Consider the following 19454-nt stretch of genomic DNA (forward strand, 5'->3'; position numbering starts at 1 on the left):
TTGACTCAGCATTTCATCTTTGGAAAATTGACTACAGGAAAGAATATAAGCAAAGCAAAAAAAGATTAGGCATCTCACACCTAATCTTTTTCTTTTGTAGGATATATTAACAAGCTCTGTCAAATCCCTTATGTCCGTACCGGTAGCTCCCGTTTAATTTTGCCAGTCGACCGTCACCGTGCCTACGCCGCTGGTTGGTGTTGTATACGTGTGGTTGCTGCCGCCTTCCCAGTTGACGGTGGTGCCGTTCGACTTGATGAACTTGAACTGCAGCGCCGTCCCTGCCGGTACGCTGACGTCGAAATACCATGTTGGATAAGATGCTTCAACTACGTTGTACATGGGGCCAATTGCACCAGAGGCGTTCCAGGCACCAAGCTCAGCTACATTGCCGACCAGGGATACACTTGTTCCAAGGGCTGTGGTGGCGTTGTTGACTTTAAAGCGCACGGTGACCTGATCGGCCGTCAGTACGTTGAAATTGCTGAAAGCATTGCTCTTTGTACTGGAAGCAGTGGCTACCGATACATTTGTCTTGCCGGCAGTGACACTTGGGATGTTCACTTTAATCTGGGAGTCCTCCCAGCTCACAATGTTTGAACCAGTGACAGCCGTAGTGCCGAAATAGACTGTACCCGCCGTGTTGCCAAAGCCGCGGCCGTCAATCGTCACGGTATTGCCCGGTTTGCCCATTGTCGGTCCGACATTGGCGATGGTCGGCGAGGTTTCTGCCGCCCCATATTGCCAAACCGCCGTTCCTCCGGCCGCAAGTGTGAAATTAGTGACGGAGCCGCTGCTGCCAACGGTAATTGAATTGCCGTTTAACAGGCCGCCCAGCACATCCGAATAGGTGCCCGCAGGCAGCGACGATGACAGGTTCGAAATCGGATAAGGCGTGGACGTGTTGCGGTTGATGGCAACGAGGGCGACACTTTTACCGAATTTCCGTTCATAAATGAAGACGTCGTCATTGACCCAGCGCTGTGTTGTCGTTCCGTAAGCAATAGCGGGATTGGACTTGCGCAGCGGGGCCAAGGCTTTAATCAGCTTGTAAGCTGTTGTGTTGGTGTTAAACCCTGTCATCATAGCCCGGTTATTCGGATCACCAACGCCGGTCATGTACTGCTCGGTACCATAGTAGATAGCCGGTACTCCGCGGGATGTCAGGGTGAGCGCCAGTGCTTGTTCGGTTGGCCGCGTGCTGGAACCCGCCACCTGGAAGCGATCCATATCATGATTGTCGATAAAGGTCACCATATTATTAATATAATTATAGCTGGATGCGGTAGAGGCTAACACTGAGTTGAGATCGTTCATAGTTTCCGATTTGTCCTTGAATACTTCCCGAACCTCCTGAGCGTATGCGAAGTCAAGGAGGTTCATACCGCTGTTGTTGGCAAAATTGACATTGTCCGTACTGGTCTCGTCAGTGCCAAGGAACCATTCGCCGAAGGTGAACACCGGATGACTGCCGCTGTAGATGGAGGAGACGTAGCTTTTTTGCCAGCCGAAAGGCATATGTTTCACCGCATCAAATCTGATTCCGTCAACACCGAGGCCAAGCCAGAGGTCTATGGATTCCTTGAAATAGCTGTCAATCGTGCTGTTGTTTTGATTGATGTCCGCCAGATCATAGAGGTTTCTGTAAATGCCGTCTTCAATGGTGGAAAAATCCGTGCCGCCGTTGTGATGGAACAAACCAGCGGAGTCGCTTCCATAAGCTCCGAGCAACGTGCCGTTATTATACAGCTTGCCATTCTCGGCAAAACTTGCGTTCGTGGACGAAGCCGGGCTGGTATGGTTTGGAGCAAAGTCGATAATGACCTTGATGTTATTCGCATGCGCTGTAGAGATCAGGTTTTGAAAATCGGTAAAGCTCCCGAAGGCAGCATTGGTTTTTTTGAAATCCCGGGGCCAATATCCGTGATAAGCTGTGTTGTTAACGCCGGAATAGTTGATGACAGAGGTGATGTTCTCCACAGGCTGAGAAATCCAAAGTGCCGTAACTCCCATACCGGTCAGGTAGCCGTCATTGATTTTATTGATGATTCCCTGCCAGTCTCCTCCGAAATACAGTTTTAAATTGGAATGATCGCTGCTGAATGCAGAACCTGTTGGATTGTTAGACGAATTGCCGTCTGCGAACCGGTCGGTCACAATTTGATAGACAACGTCCGTACTGTAATCAAGTTTGTTATTAACGCTTGTATCTGGGGAAGCCCATGCGGGCAATGCGGCACCTAGTACCATGCTCATCGAAAGCGATAGGGTTGTCAAAAGCTTTGAGTACGTTTTCATGGTTCGACTCTCCTTTTAAATGGTCTGCCTTTAAACATCGGATCGGTCCTGCTTTGCCTCCAGACAGCGGTGCGCAACCGCTTGGGAGCCGGCAGGGCCAATAAGACACTTACTTTATTCTTCTTCAGCATCTGCCTGTTTCACGGTGAACCGTATGCAATGATGAAAAAAATCGTTTCGCTTAGCAGACGCAAACAGAGGGTTATCTCTGCATCTTACGTTGAATCTAGTGACAAAATAGTTTGCATAAATGAAAGGAAACCGGTTTCCAAACCAAAATACCACTCTATCAGGATCAAGTCAATGACTAAAATGGGATTATTTATAAAAAATACATTTTTATATGTTGGAGAACTGTGAGTACAATCTATTCCAGAAGGAAAATCTTCATTCCGTACCAGTGGTTGAAGACATACGCTGTACTGTAAAACCAATTCTGAAGAGCCTGGTGTGGGAGATCCGCAAGCCGGGTTCTGTGGGGGTTAGGGTCACCAGTTGGGTGCCATCTTACCTGGGTTCCCTTTAGTAAAACTGAAATAGAAATGGACCGGATGATTTTCATTAATGGTATACTTTAGCAAATGTTCAACTTCCATCAGCCCTGAAAAGGAGGCTTCATGCGATGAATCCACACCTTTCTTCAAAATGGCCGCGCCTGCCTAAGGTGGTCAGCAGACGTGCCATGAGAGGATTCCTTATGCTTCTTACCGTCTTGCTGACCCTGTTTATATTTACAGGCTGCTCCCTGCTGCCTTGGCATAAAGATTCGGCAAACCATCCGAAGATCAGCCACAAGCTGAACGAGCAGGAGGATGTGATTAACCGCAACAGCTTAGGTACGGAGAATCTGGACAAACTGGATGCATTTATCGAACGGGGGAGCGGAGTTCAGCGGGTGGTGCAGCATACCATTGAGGGTGATCCGATATTTAGAGTGCTGGAGTACAAGGGAGGAAGACTGCAATACACCATCGACACAACGGAGGATGCCTTTGGCACACCTGAGGTGCGTACGGTTTCCTGCGCAGAGCTGGAGCGGGTGGAGACCAATACCCTGCTGACATATACGCTGACAGGGTGCGATGGTGGGCAAGCAGAGCGGCAGCTATTATCGATTGAATATGATGTGGCGAAGCAGGACCGGTTCGAGTTTGTGCTGAAATATGGAGTGGACCGCAAGAATGAGATCAACACTGGGGAGCAGAAGCTGGTCAAGGACTTGCGGAATGGTTCAGTGGCCGAAGTTAATGATTATACATTGCCGGATAAGGACCGCCAGCGTATTTATCGCGAGCTGGTGCTCAGTAGTGACCTGGAAGAGAAGCAGCTGTCCACAGAATGTAACAGGAAGCCTTATATAAGCTATGAGCTGACGGTCCAAATCAACGGCGCTAAGCGTCATTATGTCTGGAGTGAATGCGACACGAGCACGGACGGCTTGAACATGACCGGGGTGGCACAGTTCATCATAGACACAGTAGAGGCTGGAGAGTCCTTTAAGCAGCTGCCGGAAGCTGAGGGCGGGTACGAATAAGACAATAATCGGATGAATCTGCACAGCAAAGCCTGATATAATTTTAAGGAATCAAGCTATAAATCGGCGATGAGCTGTACGTGCGAAATATTTTTAATTACAGGGAGGTTCAGACATGCCACAGCGTGTGCTGCTGATAGAAGACGACGAGGCGATAAGCGAAATGGTGCGCTCGTATTTGGTAAAAGAGGGGTATGAGGTGGAAACGGCATTTGACGGTGAGGCAGCGGAGAGGCTGTTTCACCGCAGCGGCGCCTATGATCTGGTTCTGCTGGATCTGATGCTTCCCAAACGAAGCGGCAATGATGTGCTGCAGACGATCCGCCGGGACAGTCTGGTGCCTGTACTGATCATGTCCGCAAAGGACAGTGATGTTGACAAGGCGCTGGGCCTGGGCTTTGGCGCAGATGACTATATTACGAAGCCGTTCTCGATGATCGAACTCGCGGCACGGGTGAAGGCAGCGATCCGCAGGGCCGGATACGCCGCTGCGGGCAGTGCCAGCCAGGAAACGGCTCCGGTGGAGGCGAAATCGAACAGAATATCGCTGCGCGGACTCACTGTGGATTTTGATAATTTCTCGGCATTGAAGAACGGTGAAGAGGTCAAGCTGACCGCCAAGGAATTTCAGATTCTGAAGCTGTTCGTGAGCAGCCCCGGCCGGGTGTACACCAAAGCGCAGATTTACAGCAGCGTCTGGGAAGACGATTATTACGGAGACGAGAATGTCATTAATGTACATATGCGCAGATTGCGTGAAAAAATTGAAGATGATCCATCCAAGCCGGAATACATCAAAACATTATGGGGCATCGGCTACAAGCTGGGGGATGTGCTGGAATGATGGCTTTGGTCAGTGCGGCTATCCTGCTGCTGCTAATTGTGATCCTCTGGCAGTACCTGCGTCTGCGGGAGCATTCCCGCCAGCTCGAATATATCCACACCAAGCTTGAGGGGATTGTGGACCGGGGCTCGCACGAAAGACTGCTGCTGTTCAACAGCGATCCTCATCTGCAAAAGCTGCTTACCGATCTGAACCGGCTGCTGGACGTCAACCACAAGGGTGCAGTGGAACTGGCCAAGCTGGAGAAGTCCATGCGCAGCATGCTGGCGAATATTTCTCATGATCTGAAGACTCCGCTGACGGTGGTGCTTGGTTATATTGAAACGATTCTTCAAGATCAGACGATGACGCAAGCGGAGCAGGAGCATATTCTACGGACGATTCACGGCAAGGCAGAAGAAGTGATCCAGCTGATGAACAGCTTTTTTGATCTGGCCAAGCTGGAGTCGGGGGATAAAGAGATCGCTCTATCGCGGGTGGAGCTGGGGGAGGTCTGCCGGCGGAACATTCTTTCTTTTTACGATATTCTGAGTGCCAAGGGCAGTGAGGTGGAGATCGAGATACCGGATGAGGCGATGTACATCATGGGCAACGGAGAGGCGCTGGACCGGGTGCTATCCAATCTGCTGTCTAATGCAATCAAATACGGGGATGCCGGCGGAGTACTTGGACTAAGGTTATACAGCGGCGGAGATCAAGTATGCATCGAGGTATGGGACCGGGGGAAGGGCATCACTGAAGGCCACCTGGATAAAGTTTTTGAGCGGCTCTACACACTGGAGGATTCCCGCAACCGGGATTATCAGGGGAGCGGACTCGGGCTGACCATCACCAAAAGGTTAACCGAACAAATGAACGGCAGCATTACTCTGCGCAGCAAGCCTTTTGTCAAAACCGTATTTACGCTTTCTTTTCGCAGGCTGACCTTCTAACAGGCCCTCCTGGTCTGGCGGTTTACCTGGATTACGGCAGCTTAAGATTTTCGTAAGATTCAGGTAATAAAAAAGAAAATTCCGCTGTGTACAATAAGAACCAGGAAGACAAACGAAGAGCCAAAGGGGATAACAGAAATGACTACCATATTACGGACCTGGGATTTAACGAAGGAGTATCAAGGCAAAGAGGCTGTTAATGGCGTGAATATGAGCATCAAGCAAGGCGAAATCTACGGGTTCCTGGGACCCAACGGCGCGGGCAAAACCACTGTGATGAAGATGATCACCAATCTGGTAAAGCCGACGGCGGGGAACATTGAATTTTTCGGTGAAAGTATGACCGACCGCTCGTATGAAATGCTGAAGCGTATGGGCTGTATTATAGAATATCCGGTATTTTACGATAAGCTGACCGCCAGAGAAAATCTTCAACTGCATGGAGAATATATGGGCTACTACGATGCGAAGGCCATGGAAGAGGCACTGGAGCTGGTGAAGCTGAAGGGTGTGGACAAAAAACCGGTCAAGCAGTTCTCTCTCGGGATGAAGCAGCGGCTGGGCATTGCCCGGGCGGTGATGACGAAGCCGGAGCTGCTCATTCTGGATGAGCCGATCAACGGACTGGACCCTATGGGCATCAAGGAGCTGCGCGAGGTGTTCCGCATGCTGAGCCGGGAATACGGAATGACGCTGCTGATCTCCAGCCACATTCTGGGGGAGATTGAACAGGTAGCCGATACGATTGGTGTCATCCGTGAGGGAATCCTGCTGGAGGAAGTGGCGATGGATACGATCCGCAGCCGGGATACGCAGTACATTGAACTGATTACCGGAGAGAGCAGCAAAGCGGTGTATATTCTGGAGCACAAGCTGGGCCTCACCAACTTCAAAGTGATGGACCCCCGGACGATCCGTATTTACGATGCCGTGCAGCAACGGGAACTGAACAAAGCGCTGGCAGAAGCGGATGTGGAGCTGGAAAGTCTGAGTAAAAAGAATCATTCGCTGGAAGATCATTTTGTAGAACTGATGGGGGGTGAAGGCATTGCTTAAGCTGATTCAACTGGAAATTCGTAAAAACAAGCTCCTCGGCATGCTCAAGGGAGTCGCTATTACCAATCTGGCTATTCTTGCCTTCATGATTCTCGTCACCTACATCGACACGAGTGAAAGCGGCGGCGAATTCAAGACGTATGCGGATATGTTCGAAGGTGTGTATGTCTTCACCAAGGCAGCCTTTATCATCTTTGCTTCTGTGGTGCTGAGCAAGCTGGTGATTGAGGAGTATAAGAACAATACCATTACGTTACTCTTCATGTACCCTATCTCCCGCAAAAAGCTCATGGCTGCCAAAATCATCATCGTGTTCTTGTTTACCGTTGTTAGTATTTTTGTCTCAGATATTCTGCTTAACGCCGTTCTGGTGGGGATTAACTCCTTCACCCATGTGATTCCGGGTTCGTTTGATCTCAACATTATTCCGTCAGAACTGATCAGAATCAGTACCGATGCGGTATATGCAGCAGGCATTGGTTTAATCCCACTATTCATCGGGATGCGCAAAAAATCCGTTCCGGCCACCATCGTTACTGCGGTGCTGGTTGTCAGCCTGATTTCCTCCGGCTTCGGTAATTTCCGTATGGGCAATCAGGTAGGGGTTTCTCTGGCACTGGCCCTTGTTGGCGCAGGTATCGCTTACCTGTCCATCCGGAATATTGAACAGAAGGATATTGCCTGAATGTTTTTGGAATCATGCTAGATTGACCTCAACCCTGGCATTCACAGTTCAAAGGTTCCTCCACAGATAGTAAGGATTTCCATATATCCTTGTTCCTCTGCCGGAGGGGCTTTTTTTGCTTGAAAACCGCATGGCGTCAATGTTTTGATAGCGGTCAACTGCGGTTTTTTGCTATAATAGTATATATTTCAGCAATTTTTGATCATATCCAATGATGGCTGATGGTAGCTGCTGCCTGTGGGCAGTTAAGATTGTAATTACATATATAGTTTATCCGCAGCTTCTGAACAGACGAACGAAAGATTGAAGCGCGGAGGAGGTGGGCTATGCCTAAAGAATGGTCATCCATTCTGAACCGGGTGCTTTCGGAGGAAAGTGCCTATAAAGTGTTATACGATCATCATCCTGATCTGATTATTGTGCTGGACAGGCAGGGGCAGTATGTGGACAGTAACTGTCCATTAGAAGCTGCCGCTGGAACAGGCGCAGAGCTCCATAAGCAATCCTTTCATTTGGAACCGAAGCTTCCTGGAGAAGAACATTTTGCCGCAGCACTCGGGGGTATCGGCTCCAGTTTTGAGTTGGAGGCTGAAGAGAGCACAGGAAGCAGCCTAACCACTATTACCTATGTGCCGGTAAAAGCAGAAGAAGGAATCGCAGGCATATTCGCCATTATCCGTTATGACCAGAGCTGCAGGTTGCCTCTTCCGCTTCAGGAATGGTTCCACCGGCTCCTGACTGGGGAAGATCATCCTCCCGTGGCTTGGACAGATGACCGGATACCAGAAATAGAAGAGGAACAGATTGAGAACGCTGCAGCGCAGGAGCAGCAGAAGGCGGAGCTGGTGCTGGAAATGTCCGAGGACAAGCATCTCGCTCTGATCCTCAACTCTGTTGCAGCGGGAATCTTTGGATTGGATACACAGGGCAGAACATTCTTCATTAACCGCGAAGGGTCTGATATGCTGGGCTATGCGCCGTCCGAATTGATCGGCCGGAGTCTTGCCGATCAGATTTACCACATCCGTGGAGACGGTTCCAGGTACCAGCAGAGTGAATGTCCGATCTTGCAGACCCTGCAGGATGGCATTACCCGCAGCAAGACGGATGAGATTTTCTGGAGGAAAGACGGGACCAGTTTTTTTGTCAGCTACCGGATTGCGCCGCTTCTGCATAAAGGGATCATATGCGGTGTGGTAGGTTCCTTCAGTGATACTTCCAATGAACGTGAGGTTCTCCGGGCCAAAGAAACAGCGGAGCAGGCAGCTCAGGCCAAGTCCGACTTTCTCGCGATGATGAGCCATGAGATCCGTACTCCGATGAACGGGATGATTGGAATGGCCGATCTGCTGCTGGAAACACAGCTTGCAGAAGAGCAGCGCACCTATGCCGAGATTCTGCGCAGCAGCAGCTACAGCCTGCTCAAAATTCTGAATGATATCCTCGATTTCAGTAAGATGGAAGCCGGCAAAATGCCGCTGCTATCGGAAAGATTCGATCTGCGTGAAATGATTGAGAGCATCATTGATCTATTTACCCCCAAAGCGGAAGAGAAAAAGCTTGCTCTGCGGTGGTGGGCGGATACCAGTGTGCCAGCTATTGTGACCACGGATCCCAGCCGTTTACGGCAGATCATTGTGAACCTGGTAGGCAATGCACTGAAATTCACTGAACATGGAAGCGTAACCTTGTCTGTGAAAAATATCGAGTTGCCGGCTTCTCCGGAGTATCTGCTGGAATTTTCGGTAAGGGATACAGGGGTCGGGATTGCGGATAGTAAGCTGAATCTGCTGTTCCAGTCCTTCTCCCAGCTGCATCCGTTCATTAACCGCAAATACGGGGGCACGGGTCTTGGACTAGCCATCTGTAAGCAGCTGGTGGAGCTGATGGGCGGAACCATCTTTGTGGAGAGTGAAGAAGACCGGGGCTCGACCTTCCGCTTCATGCTCCCTTTCGTCAAAGAAGAGATAGAGGCGGAGATTATGCTCTGAACCTGACTCCAGCGTGTTGAACACAAGCAGGCGGGTACCGCCTTCTAAGTAACTCCGGGCCGGACAGCTGGAGGCTTTTACAGTAGGAAACAGCACGTCTCTGGTGAATGCAAGGACCGGGGACCAGCTGTTTTTTTGTGCAGCAGCCCGGTTTTATGTAAATTTTGTAGCTCAATGCGTTTATGTGTGAACCAACCGGCTCTGTGTGTTTACGAGTGAACCTAGTGGCGCAGTGCGGTTATGTATGAACTAACCGGCTCTGTGCGCGTATATATGTGAACGTAGTGGCTCGGTGCGTTTATGTGTGAAAGTAGTGGCTCAGTGCGGTTATGTGTGAAAGTAGTGGCTCAGTGCGGTTATGTGTGAAAGTAGTGGCTCAGTGCGGTTATGTGTGAACTAAGTGGCTCGGTGCATTTATGTGTGTGAACCAATCGGCTCTGTGCATTTATGTGGAACCTACCAGATCAATAAGAGTTCGCTGTTGCTAAGTGGAAAAAGTAAACCTAATTCAACTAAATATTAGGTAAACATTGAGTTAAGTGGAAAAAGTGAATCTAAATAAATCAGGAGCGGCTAAATGGGGCCATTTTGGTTATTTTTTCAGAATGTAAGTGGATACATTCCACTTACATTCTGAAAAAGAACAAAAGACAAAAAAATTGGTGGAGAAAATCCACTTAGTTAGAATCGTGAGCTCCCGAACCCGAACCCGAACCCGAACCCGAACCCCATAACCCCCGGAAACTAAAAAGATCAAGGAATTCTTGCAACAACAGCGGCCGGAAGTTCAAACATTTCCCACAGCAGCGACCACGCCCCAAATGTAAATAGCATTCCAATTTATATAGTAACGTTTTAATATTCATGTGGATAAGTAGGGCAGCCACAAAGAAAACGAACCCATGTCTGCATAAAATGCAGTCAATGGGCTCGACACAGAGAGCACTGGCTATTTGATTGCGGCTGCAGCTGGAGAATGCTCAACTGCCATCAACAGTCTTATTAACGCATATACATGAGGCCTACTGTTCCAGGGCCACAGTGGCTGCCGATCACGCAGCCTGCATGAATGGTGGCTATTTCGTCCACCCCTGTCTGTTCCCGGAGTGCTTGCTCCAAGTATCTGGCATCCTCTTCTGCGAGGGTGTGGGCGACAATTAGAAGCTCCCTGTCAATCTCACCTGCATGGGCCAGAGCATGCTGTAGCATCTGCTCGACGACCTTTTCTTTCTTGCCGCGAATCTTGCTGACCGGGACGATGGCGCCGTCAATCAAACGCAGTACAGGCCGGATCTTAAGCAAACTTCCAATAAGATTCTGCATACCCGAGCAACGCCCGCCCATATACAGATAGTCCAGCGTATCCACAACAAATTCTGTCTCCACCCGGCTGCGGCACTCCTTCAGCATAGCGGCAATCTCCAGGGCACTTTGACCTTTTACCGCCGCCCGGGCGGCTTTCATAACCAGGAGGGCAATGCCTCCGCACAGCGTTTCGGAATCAACCACCTGCACCCGGCCTTCCGGGAACTCCCCGGCAGCCAGCAGGGCATTCTGATATGTAGAGGATAAGGCAGAGGAAAGACTGATATAGACGATATCTCCTCCATCCCGGATCACCGGCTCGAAGGCAGTCATGAAATCGGCAGGCGAGGGTGCTGCTGTCTTGGGAAGGGCACCGCGTGCAGCTACCTGTTCGTACACTTCCTCAGGCGTGATATCCACCCCATCTTTGTAAGTGGCATCGTCGAACACAACGTACAAAGGCACAATACTGATATCATATTTTTCCTTCCAGCTTTGAGGCAAATCAGATGTGCTGTCTGAAAAGATTTTTACGATAGACATGAATTTCTCCTTCACCGATTCTCGGATGACAATCTTTCATAGTATAAAAGCCGTATAATCTGTAATTATACCAAGCCCGCACCATTTCTCAAAATGAAAATAATAGTTTTACTCCTACATCTGCAAAAAGACCAGCCGCAGATGCGGCTGATCTTGAAAATTAACGTAGAGACGGTTACTTCTTCATCACCGGAATCCACACTTCACAAACGTAATCCTCGGCACATGTATCTCCTGGTGGATATAGCTCAAACTCGGGTCCGCCTGTATGCTCATAGCCCGTTCCCGGGAACCACTCCTGGTAAATCCGCTGCCACACCTTTTGAATCGCATGGGGCATAGGGCCGGTTGAAGTGAATACAGCCCAGCTTGCAGCCGGAACCACAGCAGTCTCATAACCTCCGGTATTCATCTCCGGGGTACCCTCAACTGCAATCCAGTAGGACAGCAGTTCTTTTTCCATGTCCATACTCATACAGATTCCGAGCCAGTTGGGGTCAGTGCCAAGCTGAATCAGCTTATCTGAAGTTCCGTCTGCATTGCACTCATTCCAGAATTCAGGGATTCTGCGGAAATTTTCTCCATCCCGTGTGGTAACCTCCATAGATTTGCCGATAACGGTAAAAGCTGTTTTCTCCACGATTTTGTATTCCATTTCCTGATCTCCCTTCAAAGATAGGTGGAAGGAGAGGCGTGGGAATGCTTTGAGCTGCACGCCAGGCTCTCGCGCAGCGGAGGGGGTTAGCCCATGCGCCTTGCGGAATGCCTTTGCGAATGCCTCGGGGGAATCGTAGCCGTATTTCAATGCCACGTCCAGCACCCTGATTTTTGAAATAGCCAGCTCCTGAGCCGCCAGGGTTAATCTCCGTTTGCGGATATAGTCTGCCATCGTTACCCCGGTCAGCATGCTGAACATACGCTGGAAGTGAAAAGGAGAGACATGGGCTACCCTGGCAACGTCTTCTATGCGCATGGGTTCAGTCATCTTGCTCTCCATATAATCCAGTGCATTTTTCATGCGGATCAGCCATTCCAAATCTGCCATCTCCCTTTGTATCCATACTATCATGCTTGCTCCTGAGCGGTCCTGTTATTCTCTGCTCATTGAAGACAGGTCTGATTATAGTATAGCTGAAGAGAGGGGAAGGAGTCATCTACCCAGCCGGCAGACTCTGGCCTCATAAGGACGCAGGGTTCTCCGGTCCATGGCTGCCTGCTCCTCCGGATAATTGCTGATGATAGTTTCAGTTACAGCGTTCAGCTCATCCAGAAGTTCTACGGTTTGCGGCGTTTCACAGAAATTCAGCAGTACCAGCCACCGCTCGCCCTCAAGCGTCCGGGTATAAGCATAAATGTTCTCGTGCTCCGGCAGCAGCAACTCGTAGTCGCCGTATACCATAATGGGATGCTCTTTGCGCAGCCGGATCAACTTCTGATAATAGTAAAATATCGAATCCGGATCGGCCAGCGCCTGTTCCACATTGATCTCCTCATAACGCGGATTGAGCTTCAGCCAAGGAGTTCCTTCTGTGAATCCTGCGTTGGCTGAAGAGTCCCATTGCATAGGCGTACGTGCATTGTCCCGGCCTTTGGAATGAATGGCCTTGAGGATCGTATCATGATCACCGCCGCCCTCGGTCACCTTTTCCCGGTACATATTATGAATTTCAATATCCTTGTAATCTTCAAGCCGGGAGAACTTCACGTTCGTCATACCGATTTCCTCACCCTGATAAATGTAAGGGGTTCCCTTCAGCGTGTGCAGCAGGGTAGCCAGCATTTTGGCCGAAATGACGCGGTATTCCCCATCATCACCGAACCTGGAAACCATCCGGGGCTGGTCATGGTTGTTCAGGTACAGGCTGTTCCAGCCGCGTTCCGCCAGACCCACCTGCCATTTATGCAGAATATCTCGTAGCTTGGTCAGGGTCCAGGGAGTCACATTCCACTTGCCGCCAGGGCCGGAATCCACGTCCATGTGCTCAAATTGAAAAACCATCTGCAGCTCATGCCGCTCCTCAGCAGTGTAGAGGATGGCGTCGTCTACCGTAGCCCCAGGAGTTTCACCCACTGTCATCACATCATATTTAGAGAGAACCTCGCGGTTCATTTCCTGGAGATACTCGTGGACACGAGGCCCGTTCATATAATATTCCCCGCCACCGGCCAGTTCGCCGGGAGCAAGACCCTCCTGATGGGCAGAAGGCAGGCCTTCGACCTTGGAGATCATGTTGATGACGTCCATCCGCAGTCCGTCCACTCCTTTGTCCAGCCAAAACTCCATCATCTTGTACAGCGCATCCCGCAGCTTCGGGTTCTCCCAGTTGAGATCCGGCTGCTTGCGGGAGAACAGATGCAGGTAGTATTCGCCTGTCTTCTCATCCAGCTCCCAGGCCGGACCGCTGAAGATGGAACTCCAATTGTTCGGCATCTCGCCATCAGGACCAGCGGGACGCCAGATATAATAGTCCCGGTACGGACTATCCTTGGAGGATCGGGATTCCAGGAACCATGCGTGCTCATCCGAGGAGTGGTTGATGACAAGGTCCATCATCAGCTTGATGCCGCGTGTATGCAGCCCGTTCAGCAGCTCTTCCCAGTCCTGCAAGGTGCCGAATTCATCCATAATATCCTCGTAATCACTGATATCATAACCGTTGTCATCATTTGGGGACTTATAGACCGGCGACAGCCAGACAACATCCACCCCCAGCTCCTGCAGATAATCGAGTCGCGAGATAATCCCCCGCAGATCCCCGATTCCGTCTCCGTTGCTGTCCTGGAAGCTGCGAGGGTAGATTTGATAGACTACGGCTTCTTTCCAAAAGGTTCTGTTCATTGGGTAAGCTCCTTTGAGTGGTATTGGAGATATAAGATAAGCTTGAAAATGGAAACAGCAACAGTCTTGGCTCCAGAGAAGATTTGGAGTTCCGGCCGCTGTTATGTTTGGATTTCCTGATTGGACCGCAGATTGCGGTAGAAATCCAAACATAAAGGCGGACGCTGACGCTCCTACACTTCCAAATTTCCCCTCCACCAATCTTGCTGATTCAATTTTCCTGTTCAACTTATAAAAAAAGCCCCGAAGTAGCTTAAAGCCTCCGGGGTAACAAAGATTACACAGTAACAGAAGAGCCCTCAGACGTAACACTGCTCAGCCCGTTCACAGTATAATCCTTGCCATGAATCGTGATGGACGCCGGAATATCGGTTTCGTTAACCACAGTAACCAACACATCGGTAACGTTCACCTTCAGACGGGAGCCGCGGAACATGATCTTGAACGAATATGCCGTCCAGTGGCCGGGATTCGATGGATTCAGTATCAGCCGGCCCGACTGGACACGCAGTCCGCCGAAGCCGTGCACGATCGACATCCAGGTTCCTGCCATGCTGGTGGTATGGCAGCCGTCTTCCGTATCGTTGTTGTAATTGTCGAGATCCAGTCTCGATGTGCGCAGGTACATTTCATATGCCTTTTCCTTGTATCCCAGCTCGCAGGCGAGAATCGAATGGATGCAAGGGGAGAGGGAGGATTCATGAACAGTGATCGGCTCATAGAAATCGAAATTACGCTTTTTGGTCCCCAGATCATAGCGGTCACCCAGGAAGTAGAGTCCCTGCAGTACATCAGCCTGTTTGATGAAGCAAGAACGCAGGATGCGGTCCCAGGACCATTTTTGATTCAGCGGCAGATTCTCGGGCAGTACATCCTTGACCTGAATGATCTCCTTGTCGAGGAAGCCATCCTGCTGCAGGAAGATCCCGCGTTCCTCATCGGCTGCATAGTACATTTTGGCAATAATCTCATTCCACTTCACTGTTTCAGTCTCTGCAAGCTCCAGCTTGTCGACCAGCTCTGCGTAGCGGGCGGACTCATTCTCCTGCAGATACGCCAGCGCTTCCAGTGTATATTCCATTGTCCAGGAAGCCATCCGGTTCGTATACCAGTTGTTGTTAACATTGTTCTCATATTCGTTCGGACCGGTGACGCCAAGCATTACATATTTGTCCTTGTGCGGCACATAGTGCACGCGTTCCTCCCAGAAGCGGGAAATTTCCACCAGCACCTCGAGGCCATATTGGCCAAGATAGGCTTGGTCTCCGGTGTAGTTCACATAGTTATAAATCGCATAGGCAATCGCGCCGTTGCGGTGGATCTCCTCGAACGTAATCTCCCACTCGTTGTGGCACTCCTCGCCGTTCATCGTCACCATTGGATAGAGGGCACCTTTTTTGAAGCCGAGCTTGCGGGCATTTTCCTTAGCTTTCTCCAGATGTTTGTACCGGTAGATCAGCAGGTTGCGGGCAATCGAGGAATCCGCAGTACTTAAGTAGAACGGCACACAATAAGCTTCTGTATCCCAATAGGTGCTGCCGCCGTATTTTTCCCCGGTGAAACCCTTAGGTCCAATGTTTAGCCGGTCATCTTCACCGGTATAGGTCTGATTCAGCTGGAAAATGTTGAACCGGATCGCCTGCTGCGCCGACACATCGCCTTCAATGATAATGTCGCTTTCCTTCCATTTATCTTTCCAAGCTTCCGCCTGTTCGGTCAACAATGCCGAAAAACCAGCCTCCCGGGCACTGTGTAGCGCGGTTTCTGCGGCCTCAACCAATTGGCCCAGCCCATGATTACGGGAGGTGACATTTGCGGCATACTTATAAATAACCACCTGATCGCCGGATTTTACCGGGAAAGCCACTTTGCTGGCCACATATTTTTCCTGCTCGATAGCTTCAGCCGTATGTGTAAGCTTGTCACCATTCACGAGAATGTCGAAGAGATAGGCCGAGGTCACGTGAAAATCGAGTTTCTTTGTTTTCAGCGTCAGGTGCCCGCCGTCCGGTGCGCCTTTTTTCTCGACTTCATTCCAGAATTTCTCGTCATAGTTGGCATCTTTGTTCTTAATGTCACCGTCGAGGTAGGGGGTAATGGTCAGCTCTCCGGCAAAATTAAGCGGAGTGATGGAGTAGCGGATCGCACCAATCTCGCGGCGGGCCATACTGACAATACGTATGCTCTCAACCTTCACTTCTTTTCCGCTCTCCGTAGTGGCCGTGAAGCTGCGGGACAAGGTGCCTTCCTTCATGTTAAGCTCCCGGTGGAAATCACTAACGGTGCAAGTCGCCAAATCCAGCGGTGTGCCATCGATGTCAACGTTGATCCCGATCCAGTTCGTACTGTTCAGCACTTTGGCAAAATATTCGGGGTAGCCGTTTTTCCACCAACCCACCCGTGTTTTGTCAGGATAGTAGACGCCAGCCATGTAGCTGCCTTGCAGGCTATGCCCGCTGTACTGCTCTTCAAAATTAGCGCGTCCGCCCATGTACCCGTTCCCGAGGCTAAAGACGCTTTCAGAAATTTCCTGGGTTTGCGGATCAAAGGATTCTTCGATAATGGACCATTCGTCGATTTTTAAATATTGTTTCATGGGTACCGGCTCCTTTTAAATGGGGGATGATATAAATGGAACTATCTGTTCGATGTTGCAGACTACGTGCAGGCCGCTCCGCAAGCGAAAGGTTGTTACGATCGCTGTTGTCCCCGGATCCTCCGATTGAAGCTTAAGGTAAGCATCCGGGGATAAAGGCGAGCGCTGACGCTTCTTCACAATCCTTTCGCCCGCTCCGTTCTCACATATAGTTCTTTTATAAAAAGTAGGGCAAAAGAGACTCGCATTACTTATAACAGTTAATGTTCGTCAAACGCTTGTAAATGATTCCCTGAGTGCTGCAACAGTGATATGCGCAAGCGAAGGGACAACGATATCGGCTGCCGAAAGTGTCTCCGGCGAACCAATGCCTACACTGCGCATGCCAGCGCGGATAGCGGCGGTGATCCCTGCTTCGGCATCCTCGAAGACAACACATTCTTCAGGTTCAGCGTAAACAGCTTTGGCTCCGAGGAGGAAGACTTCCGGATCGGGCTTGGCCGCGCTGGTGTGAGTGCCGTCGATAATGGCATCGAAATAGGGCGTAAGTCCGGTGTTCTGCAGGATCATCATGGCGTTTTTGCTGGCGGAGCCGAGAGCAGTCTTGATCTTCTGCGCCCGGCATTCCTTCAGGAAATCCAGAGCGCCCGGCAGAATCTCCGAACTGTCCATCTTGGCGATGTATTCGACATAGCGTTTGTTCTTCTGCTCGGCGAGCTCGGCTTTGCGTTCTTCGTCCAGGGTCAATCCGCCGATCTCCAAGAGAATGTTGAGTGATGCCGTCCGGCTGACGCCCTTGAGACGTTCATTATCCTTCTCGGTGAAGACGAAGCCGAGCTGCTCGGCCAGTTCTCTCCAAGCAATGTAATGATATTTGGCAGTATCGACGAGCACGCCGTCCAAATCGAATAAACAGGCTTTAATTTCTGACATATTGAACCTCCTAAAAGTTTTGTAAGCATAACTTCATCGATTCACTTCGTACAAAACTCGCTTCGAAAGCATAGGCTTAAGTTTTGTAAGCGTAACTTTATCGATTCACTTCGTACAAAACTCGCTTCGAAAGCGTACGCTTAAGTTTTTGTGAGCTTGCTCTTTATGTAGCGCAAACGTTTGTACAAGTGTCGAAAAAATAAATGAAGCATCGATAGCTTCATTTATTTTGTTGCGCAGTTACTTCTTCACCGGTGAATACATGGAAGATTCCCTGACGATTAAGCGGTGCGGAATTACGAACCGGTTCGTATATCCGTCATGGTTATCCGGTTTCTGGATGCTCTGGATCAGCACCTGGGAAGCGGTGTAGCCTAGATGATAGATACCGATATCGATACTGCTGATCGGCGGGCTCGACAATTCCGAAAGCGGAATATTGTTAAAGCTGACGATCGCCAGATCCTCAGGAACCTTGTATTTCAGCTCATTCAGCCCGCGAAGGACACCGAAAGAGACCATATCATCGACTGCTACAAGTGCTGTGGGACGGTTCGGGAGATTCATGAAGAAAGACATCGCCCTGTAGCCGCTGTCCTGCAAAAATTCACCTTCGACAATCCATTCGGCCCGCATTTCCAGTCCGTTCTTCTCCATCGCTTTGCGGTAGCCTTCAAGCCGGTCGCGTGAAACGATGAGGTTGGGCGGCCCGCTGACAAAGCCAATACGTTCATGTCCCATCGATATCAAGTGGTTGGTAGCATCGTATGCAGCCATGATATTATCATTATCCACCGATAAGATATCCTCATAGCGGTCACTTCGCCCTACCAGTACAAAAGGGTAGCCACCCGATTCCAGAAAATCAATCACCGCATCGTCTTTACGTGAATACAGCAGAATAACGCCGTCAACACGGCGGCCTTTGAGCAGGCGGGAGACGGACTCAAGTTCTTCCTTCTCGTTCGCGCCGGAACTGATCAGCACATCATAGCCGGATCGGCTGGATTGTGTAACGATCCCGCGGATCAATTCCATAAAAAACAAATTGGAGAACAGCTCTTCAGCCGGTTTCGGGAGGATAATGCAAATGCTGTTGGTCGTCTTCGAAACCAGGCTTTTGGCCATCATATTCGGAGTGTAGCCCATTTCCTCCATAATCACTTTGACTTTACGGGAAGTTTCTAGGCTAATTCTGGGATGGCCTGACAACACCCGGGATACAGTGGAGGGAGATACTCCCGCTTTCTTAGCCACGTCCTTGATGGTAACTGTCATAGAAACCTCCTTATGGAACCGTTTGCTTTACTCTGTAATATTAATCGAAGAGCTGTTAATTGTAAATAGTGAAACTCTTGTTCAGTGAGATGGTTAATGGTTCTGCAGGGCAGCCCGAGACGCTAGCCCCCCTGCACTTTACCAATGAGATCAGGTGATGAAGAGGAAGATTAGGAGCTTGCTGCGAAGGGTGCAGAACGGGTGGCGGTCTATTTTTCTGCCATCAGCGATGTAAACGAACGGTCTTTCTGCTGGTTGCTCTGATCTGGATTATTCAAACCCGAGGATCCGCAGTGTTGTGCAATATTGTGCAAATTCCGGCAGTGTTTATGTGCAAATGCTACCTGTTGCAGAAATGGAATTCTAGGGTGAAGTCTACCTATGCATTTGGAAATGATTGTTGACAATGCTGCAGATAGAGGATTAGTATGTTGAACAGAAATAAAAAGCGCTTACAATCACTGATTTTGCTTGATTAGCCTTTCTCTATCCCTAATTCAATATGGCTTATCCGCCACACACCTATTATTGCAAACGTTTGCGCATAAACAGAGCAAAATAGCGGGTAGCAGACAAAGTGATTTTGGCCGGGAGGAAGTTAGGCAACAGGGGATAAAAGG

At 49.9% G+C, this 19454-nt stretch carries 13 protein-coding genes; 6 read left to right on the forward strand and 7 right to left on the reverse strand.

What is annotated here, in order from left to right; all coding sequences use genetic code 11:
• Nucleotides 1-153: 153 nt before the first annotated feature.
• On the reverse strand, nt 154-2298 hold the full coding sequence (locus tag A3849_RS00790; protein WP_074109711.1) for an alpha-amylase family glycosyl hydrolase: 2145 nt from the start codon (nt 2296-2298) through the stop codon (nt 154-156).
• 622 nt (nt 2299-2920) lie between these two features.
• On the opposite strand from A3849_RS00790, the gene A3849_RS00795 reads away from it, so the two are divergent.
• The 6 genes from A3849_RS00795 to A3849_RS00820 all read left to right on the forward strand — a co-directional run bounded on the left by A3849_RS00795 (nt 2921) and on the right by A3849_RS00820 (nt 9340).
• On the forward strand, nt 2921-3832 hold the full coding sequence (locus A3849_RS00795) for a DUF4362 domain-containing protein (RefSeq protein WP_074109712.1): 912 nt from the start codon (nt 2921-2923) through the stop codon (nt 3830-3832).
• A gap of 115 nt (nt 3833-3947) precedes the next feature.
• A complete protein-coding gene (locus tag A3849_RS00800; protein ID WP_074084598.1) occupies nt 3948-4676 on the forward strand; it encodes a response regulator transcription factor in 729 nt (242 codons plus the stop codon).
• On the forward strand, nt 4673-5608 hold the full coding sequence (locus A3849_RS00805; protein WP_074109713.1) for a sensor histidine kinase: 936 nt from the start codon (nt 4673-4675) through the stop codon (nt 5606-5608). The genes A3849_RS00800 and A3849_RS00805 overlap by 4 nt, the downstream gene beginning before the upstream one ends.
• A gap of 138 nt (nt 5609-5746) precedes the next feature.
• Complete coding sequence (locus A3849_RS00810) at nt 5747-6664, forward strand: ABC transporter ATP-binding protein (RefSeq protein WP_074109714.1); 918 nt, start codon at nt 5747-5749, stop codon at nt 6662-6664.
• Nucleotides 6648-7349, forward strand: coding sequence for an ABC transporter permease (locus tag A3849_RS00815; RefSeq protein ID WP_256700604.1), 702 nt, complete (start codon nt 6648-6650; stop codon nt 7347-7349). The genes A3849_RS00810 and A3849_RS00815 overlap by 17 nt, the downstream gene beginning before the upstream one ends.
• Before the next feature lie 326 nt (nt 7350-7675).
• Nucleotides 7676-9340 (forward strand): PAS domain-containing sensor histidine kinase, encoded by a 1665-nt coding sequence (locus A3849_RS00820; protein ID WP_074109716.1) that lies wholly within the window; start codon nt 7676-7678, stop codon nt 9338-9340.
• 1002 nt (nt 9341-10342) lie between these two features.
• On the opposite strand, the gene A3849_RS00825 is transcribed toward A3849_RS00820, so the two are convergent.
• The 6 genes from A3849_RS00825 to A3849_RS00850 form a co-directional block, all read right to left on the reverse strand.
• Entirely contained in the window at nt 10343-11188 is an 846-nt protein-coding gene (locus tag A3849_RS00825; protein WP_074109717.1) for a DegV family protein, read from the reverse strand.
• A 175-nt stretch (nt 11189-11363) separates the two neighbouring features.
• Nucleotides 11364-12257, reverse strand: a complete 894-nt coding sequence (locus tag A3849_RS00830; protein ID WP_256700605.1) for an AraC family transcriptional regulator — start codon at nt 12255-12257, stop codon at nt 11364-11366.
• An 81-nt stretch (nt 12258-12338) separates the two neighbouring features.
• Nucleotides 12339-14027, reverse strand: coding sequence for a glycoside hydrolase family 13 protein (locus A3849_RS00835; RefSeq protein ID WP_074109719.1), 1689 nt, complete (start codon nt 14025-14027; stop codon nt 12339-12341).
• Between the two features lie 277 nt (nt 14028-14304).
• Nucleotides 14305-16623, reverse strand: coding sequence for a glycoside hydrolase family 65 protein (locus tag A3849_RS00840; RefSeq protein WP_074109720.1), 2319 nt, complete (start codon nt 16621-16623; stop codon nt 14305-14307).
• A 270-nt stretch (nt 16624-16893) separates the two neighbouring features.
• On the reverse strand, nt 16894-17556 hold the full coding sequence (gene pgmB / locus A3849_RS00845; protein WP_074109721.1) for a beta-phosphoglucomutase: 663 nt from the start codon (nt 17554-17556) through the stop codon (nt 16894-16896).
• Between the two features lie 240 nt (nt 17557-17796).
• Nucleotides 17797-18834, reverse strand: a complete 1038-nt coding sequence (locus tag A3849_RS00850) for a LacI family DNA-binding transcriptional regulator (RefSeq protein ID WP_074109722.1) — start codon at nt 18832-18834, stop codon at nt 17797-17799.
• Nucleotides 18835-19454 lie beyond the last annotated feature (620 nt).

This window comes from Paenibacillus sp. P46E, assembly GCF_001909095.1.
In the GTDB taxonomy this organism is placed as follows: domain Bacteria; phylum Bacillota; class Bacilli; order Paenibacillales; family Paenibacillaceae; genus Paenibacillus_AQ; species Paenibacillus_AQ helianthi.

Excerpts from the sequence above, each read along its gene's own strand:
- A3849_RS00790 (WP_074109711.1), bottom strand. The coding sequence starts at position 2,298 with ATGAAAACGTACTCAAAGCTTTTGACAACCCTATCGCTTTCGATGAGC.
- A3849_RS00795 (WP_074109712.1), top strand. The coding sequence starts at position 2,921 with ATGAATCCACACCTTTCTTCAAAATGGCCGCGCCTGCCTAAGGTGGTC.
- A3849_RS00800 (WP_074084598.1), top strand. The coding sequence starts at position 3,948 with ATGCCACAGCGTGTGCTGCTGATAGAAGACGACGAGGCGATAAGCGAA.
- A3849_RS00805 (WP_074109713.1), top strand. The coding sequence starts at position 4,673 with ATGATGGCTTTGGTCAGTGCGGCTATCCTGCTGCTGCTAATTGTGATC.
- A3849_RS00810 (WP_074109714.1), top strand. The coding sequence starts at position 5,747 with ATGACTACCATATTACGGACCTGGGATTTAACGAAGGAGTATCAAGGC.
- A3849_RS00820 (WP_074109716.1), top strand. The coding sequence starts at position 7,676 with ATGCCTAAAGAATGGTCATCCATTCTGAACCGGGTGCTTTCGGAGGAA.
- A3849_RS00825 (WP_074109717.1), bottom strand. The coding sequence starts at position 11,188 with ATGTCTATCGTAAAAATCTTTTCAGACAGCACATCTGATTTGCCTCAA.
- A3849_RS00830 (WP_256700605.1), bottom strand. The coding sequence starts at position 12,257 with ATGATAGTATGGATACAAAGGGAGATGGCAGATTTGGAATGGCTGATC.
- A3849_RS00835 (WP_074109719.1), bottom strand. The coding sequence starts at position 14,027 with ATGAACAGAACCTTTTGGAAAGAAGCCGTAGTCTATCAAATCTACCCT.
- A3849_RS00840 (WP_074109720.1), bottom strand. The coding sequence starts at position 16,623 with ATGAAACAATATTTAAAAATCGACGAATGGTCCATTATCGAAGAATCC.
- pgmB (WP_074109721.1), bottom strand. The coding sequence starts at position 17,556 with ATGTCAGAAATTAAAGCCTGTTTATTCGATTTGGACGGCGTGCTCGTC.
- A3849_RS00850 (WP_074109722.1), bottom strand. The coding sequence starts at position 18,834 with ATGACAGTTACCATCAAGGACGTGGCTAAGAAAGCGGGAGTATCTCCC.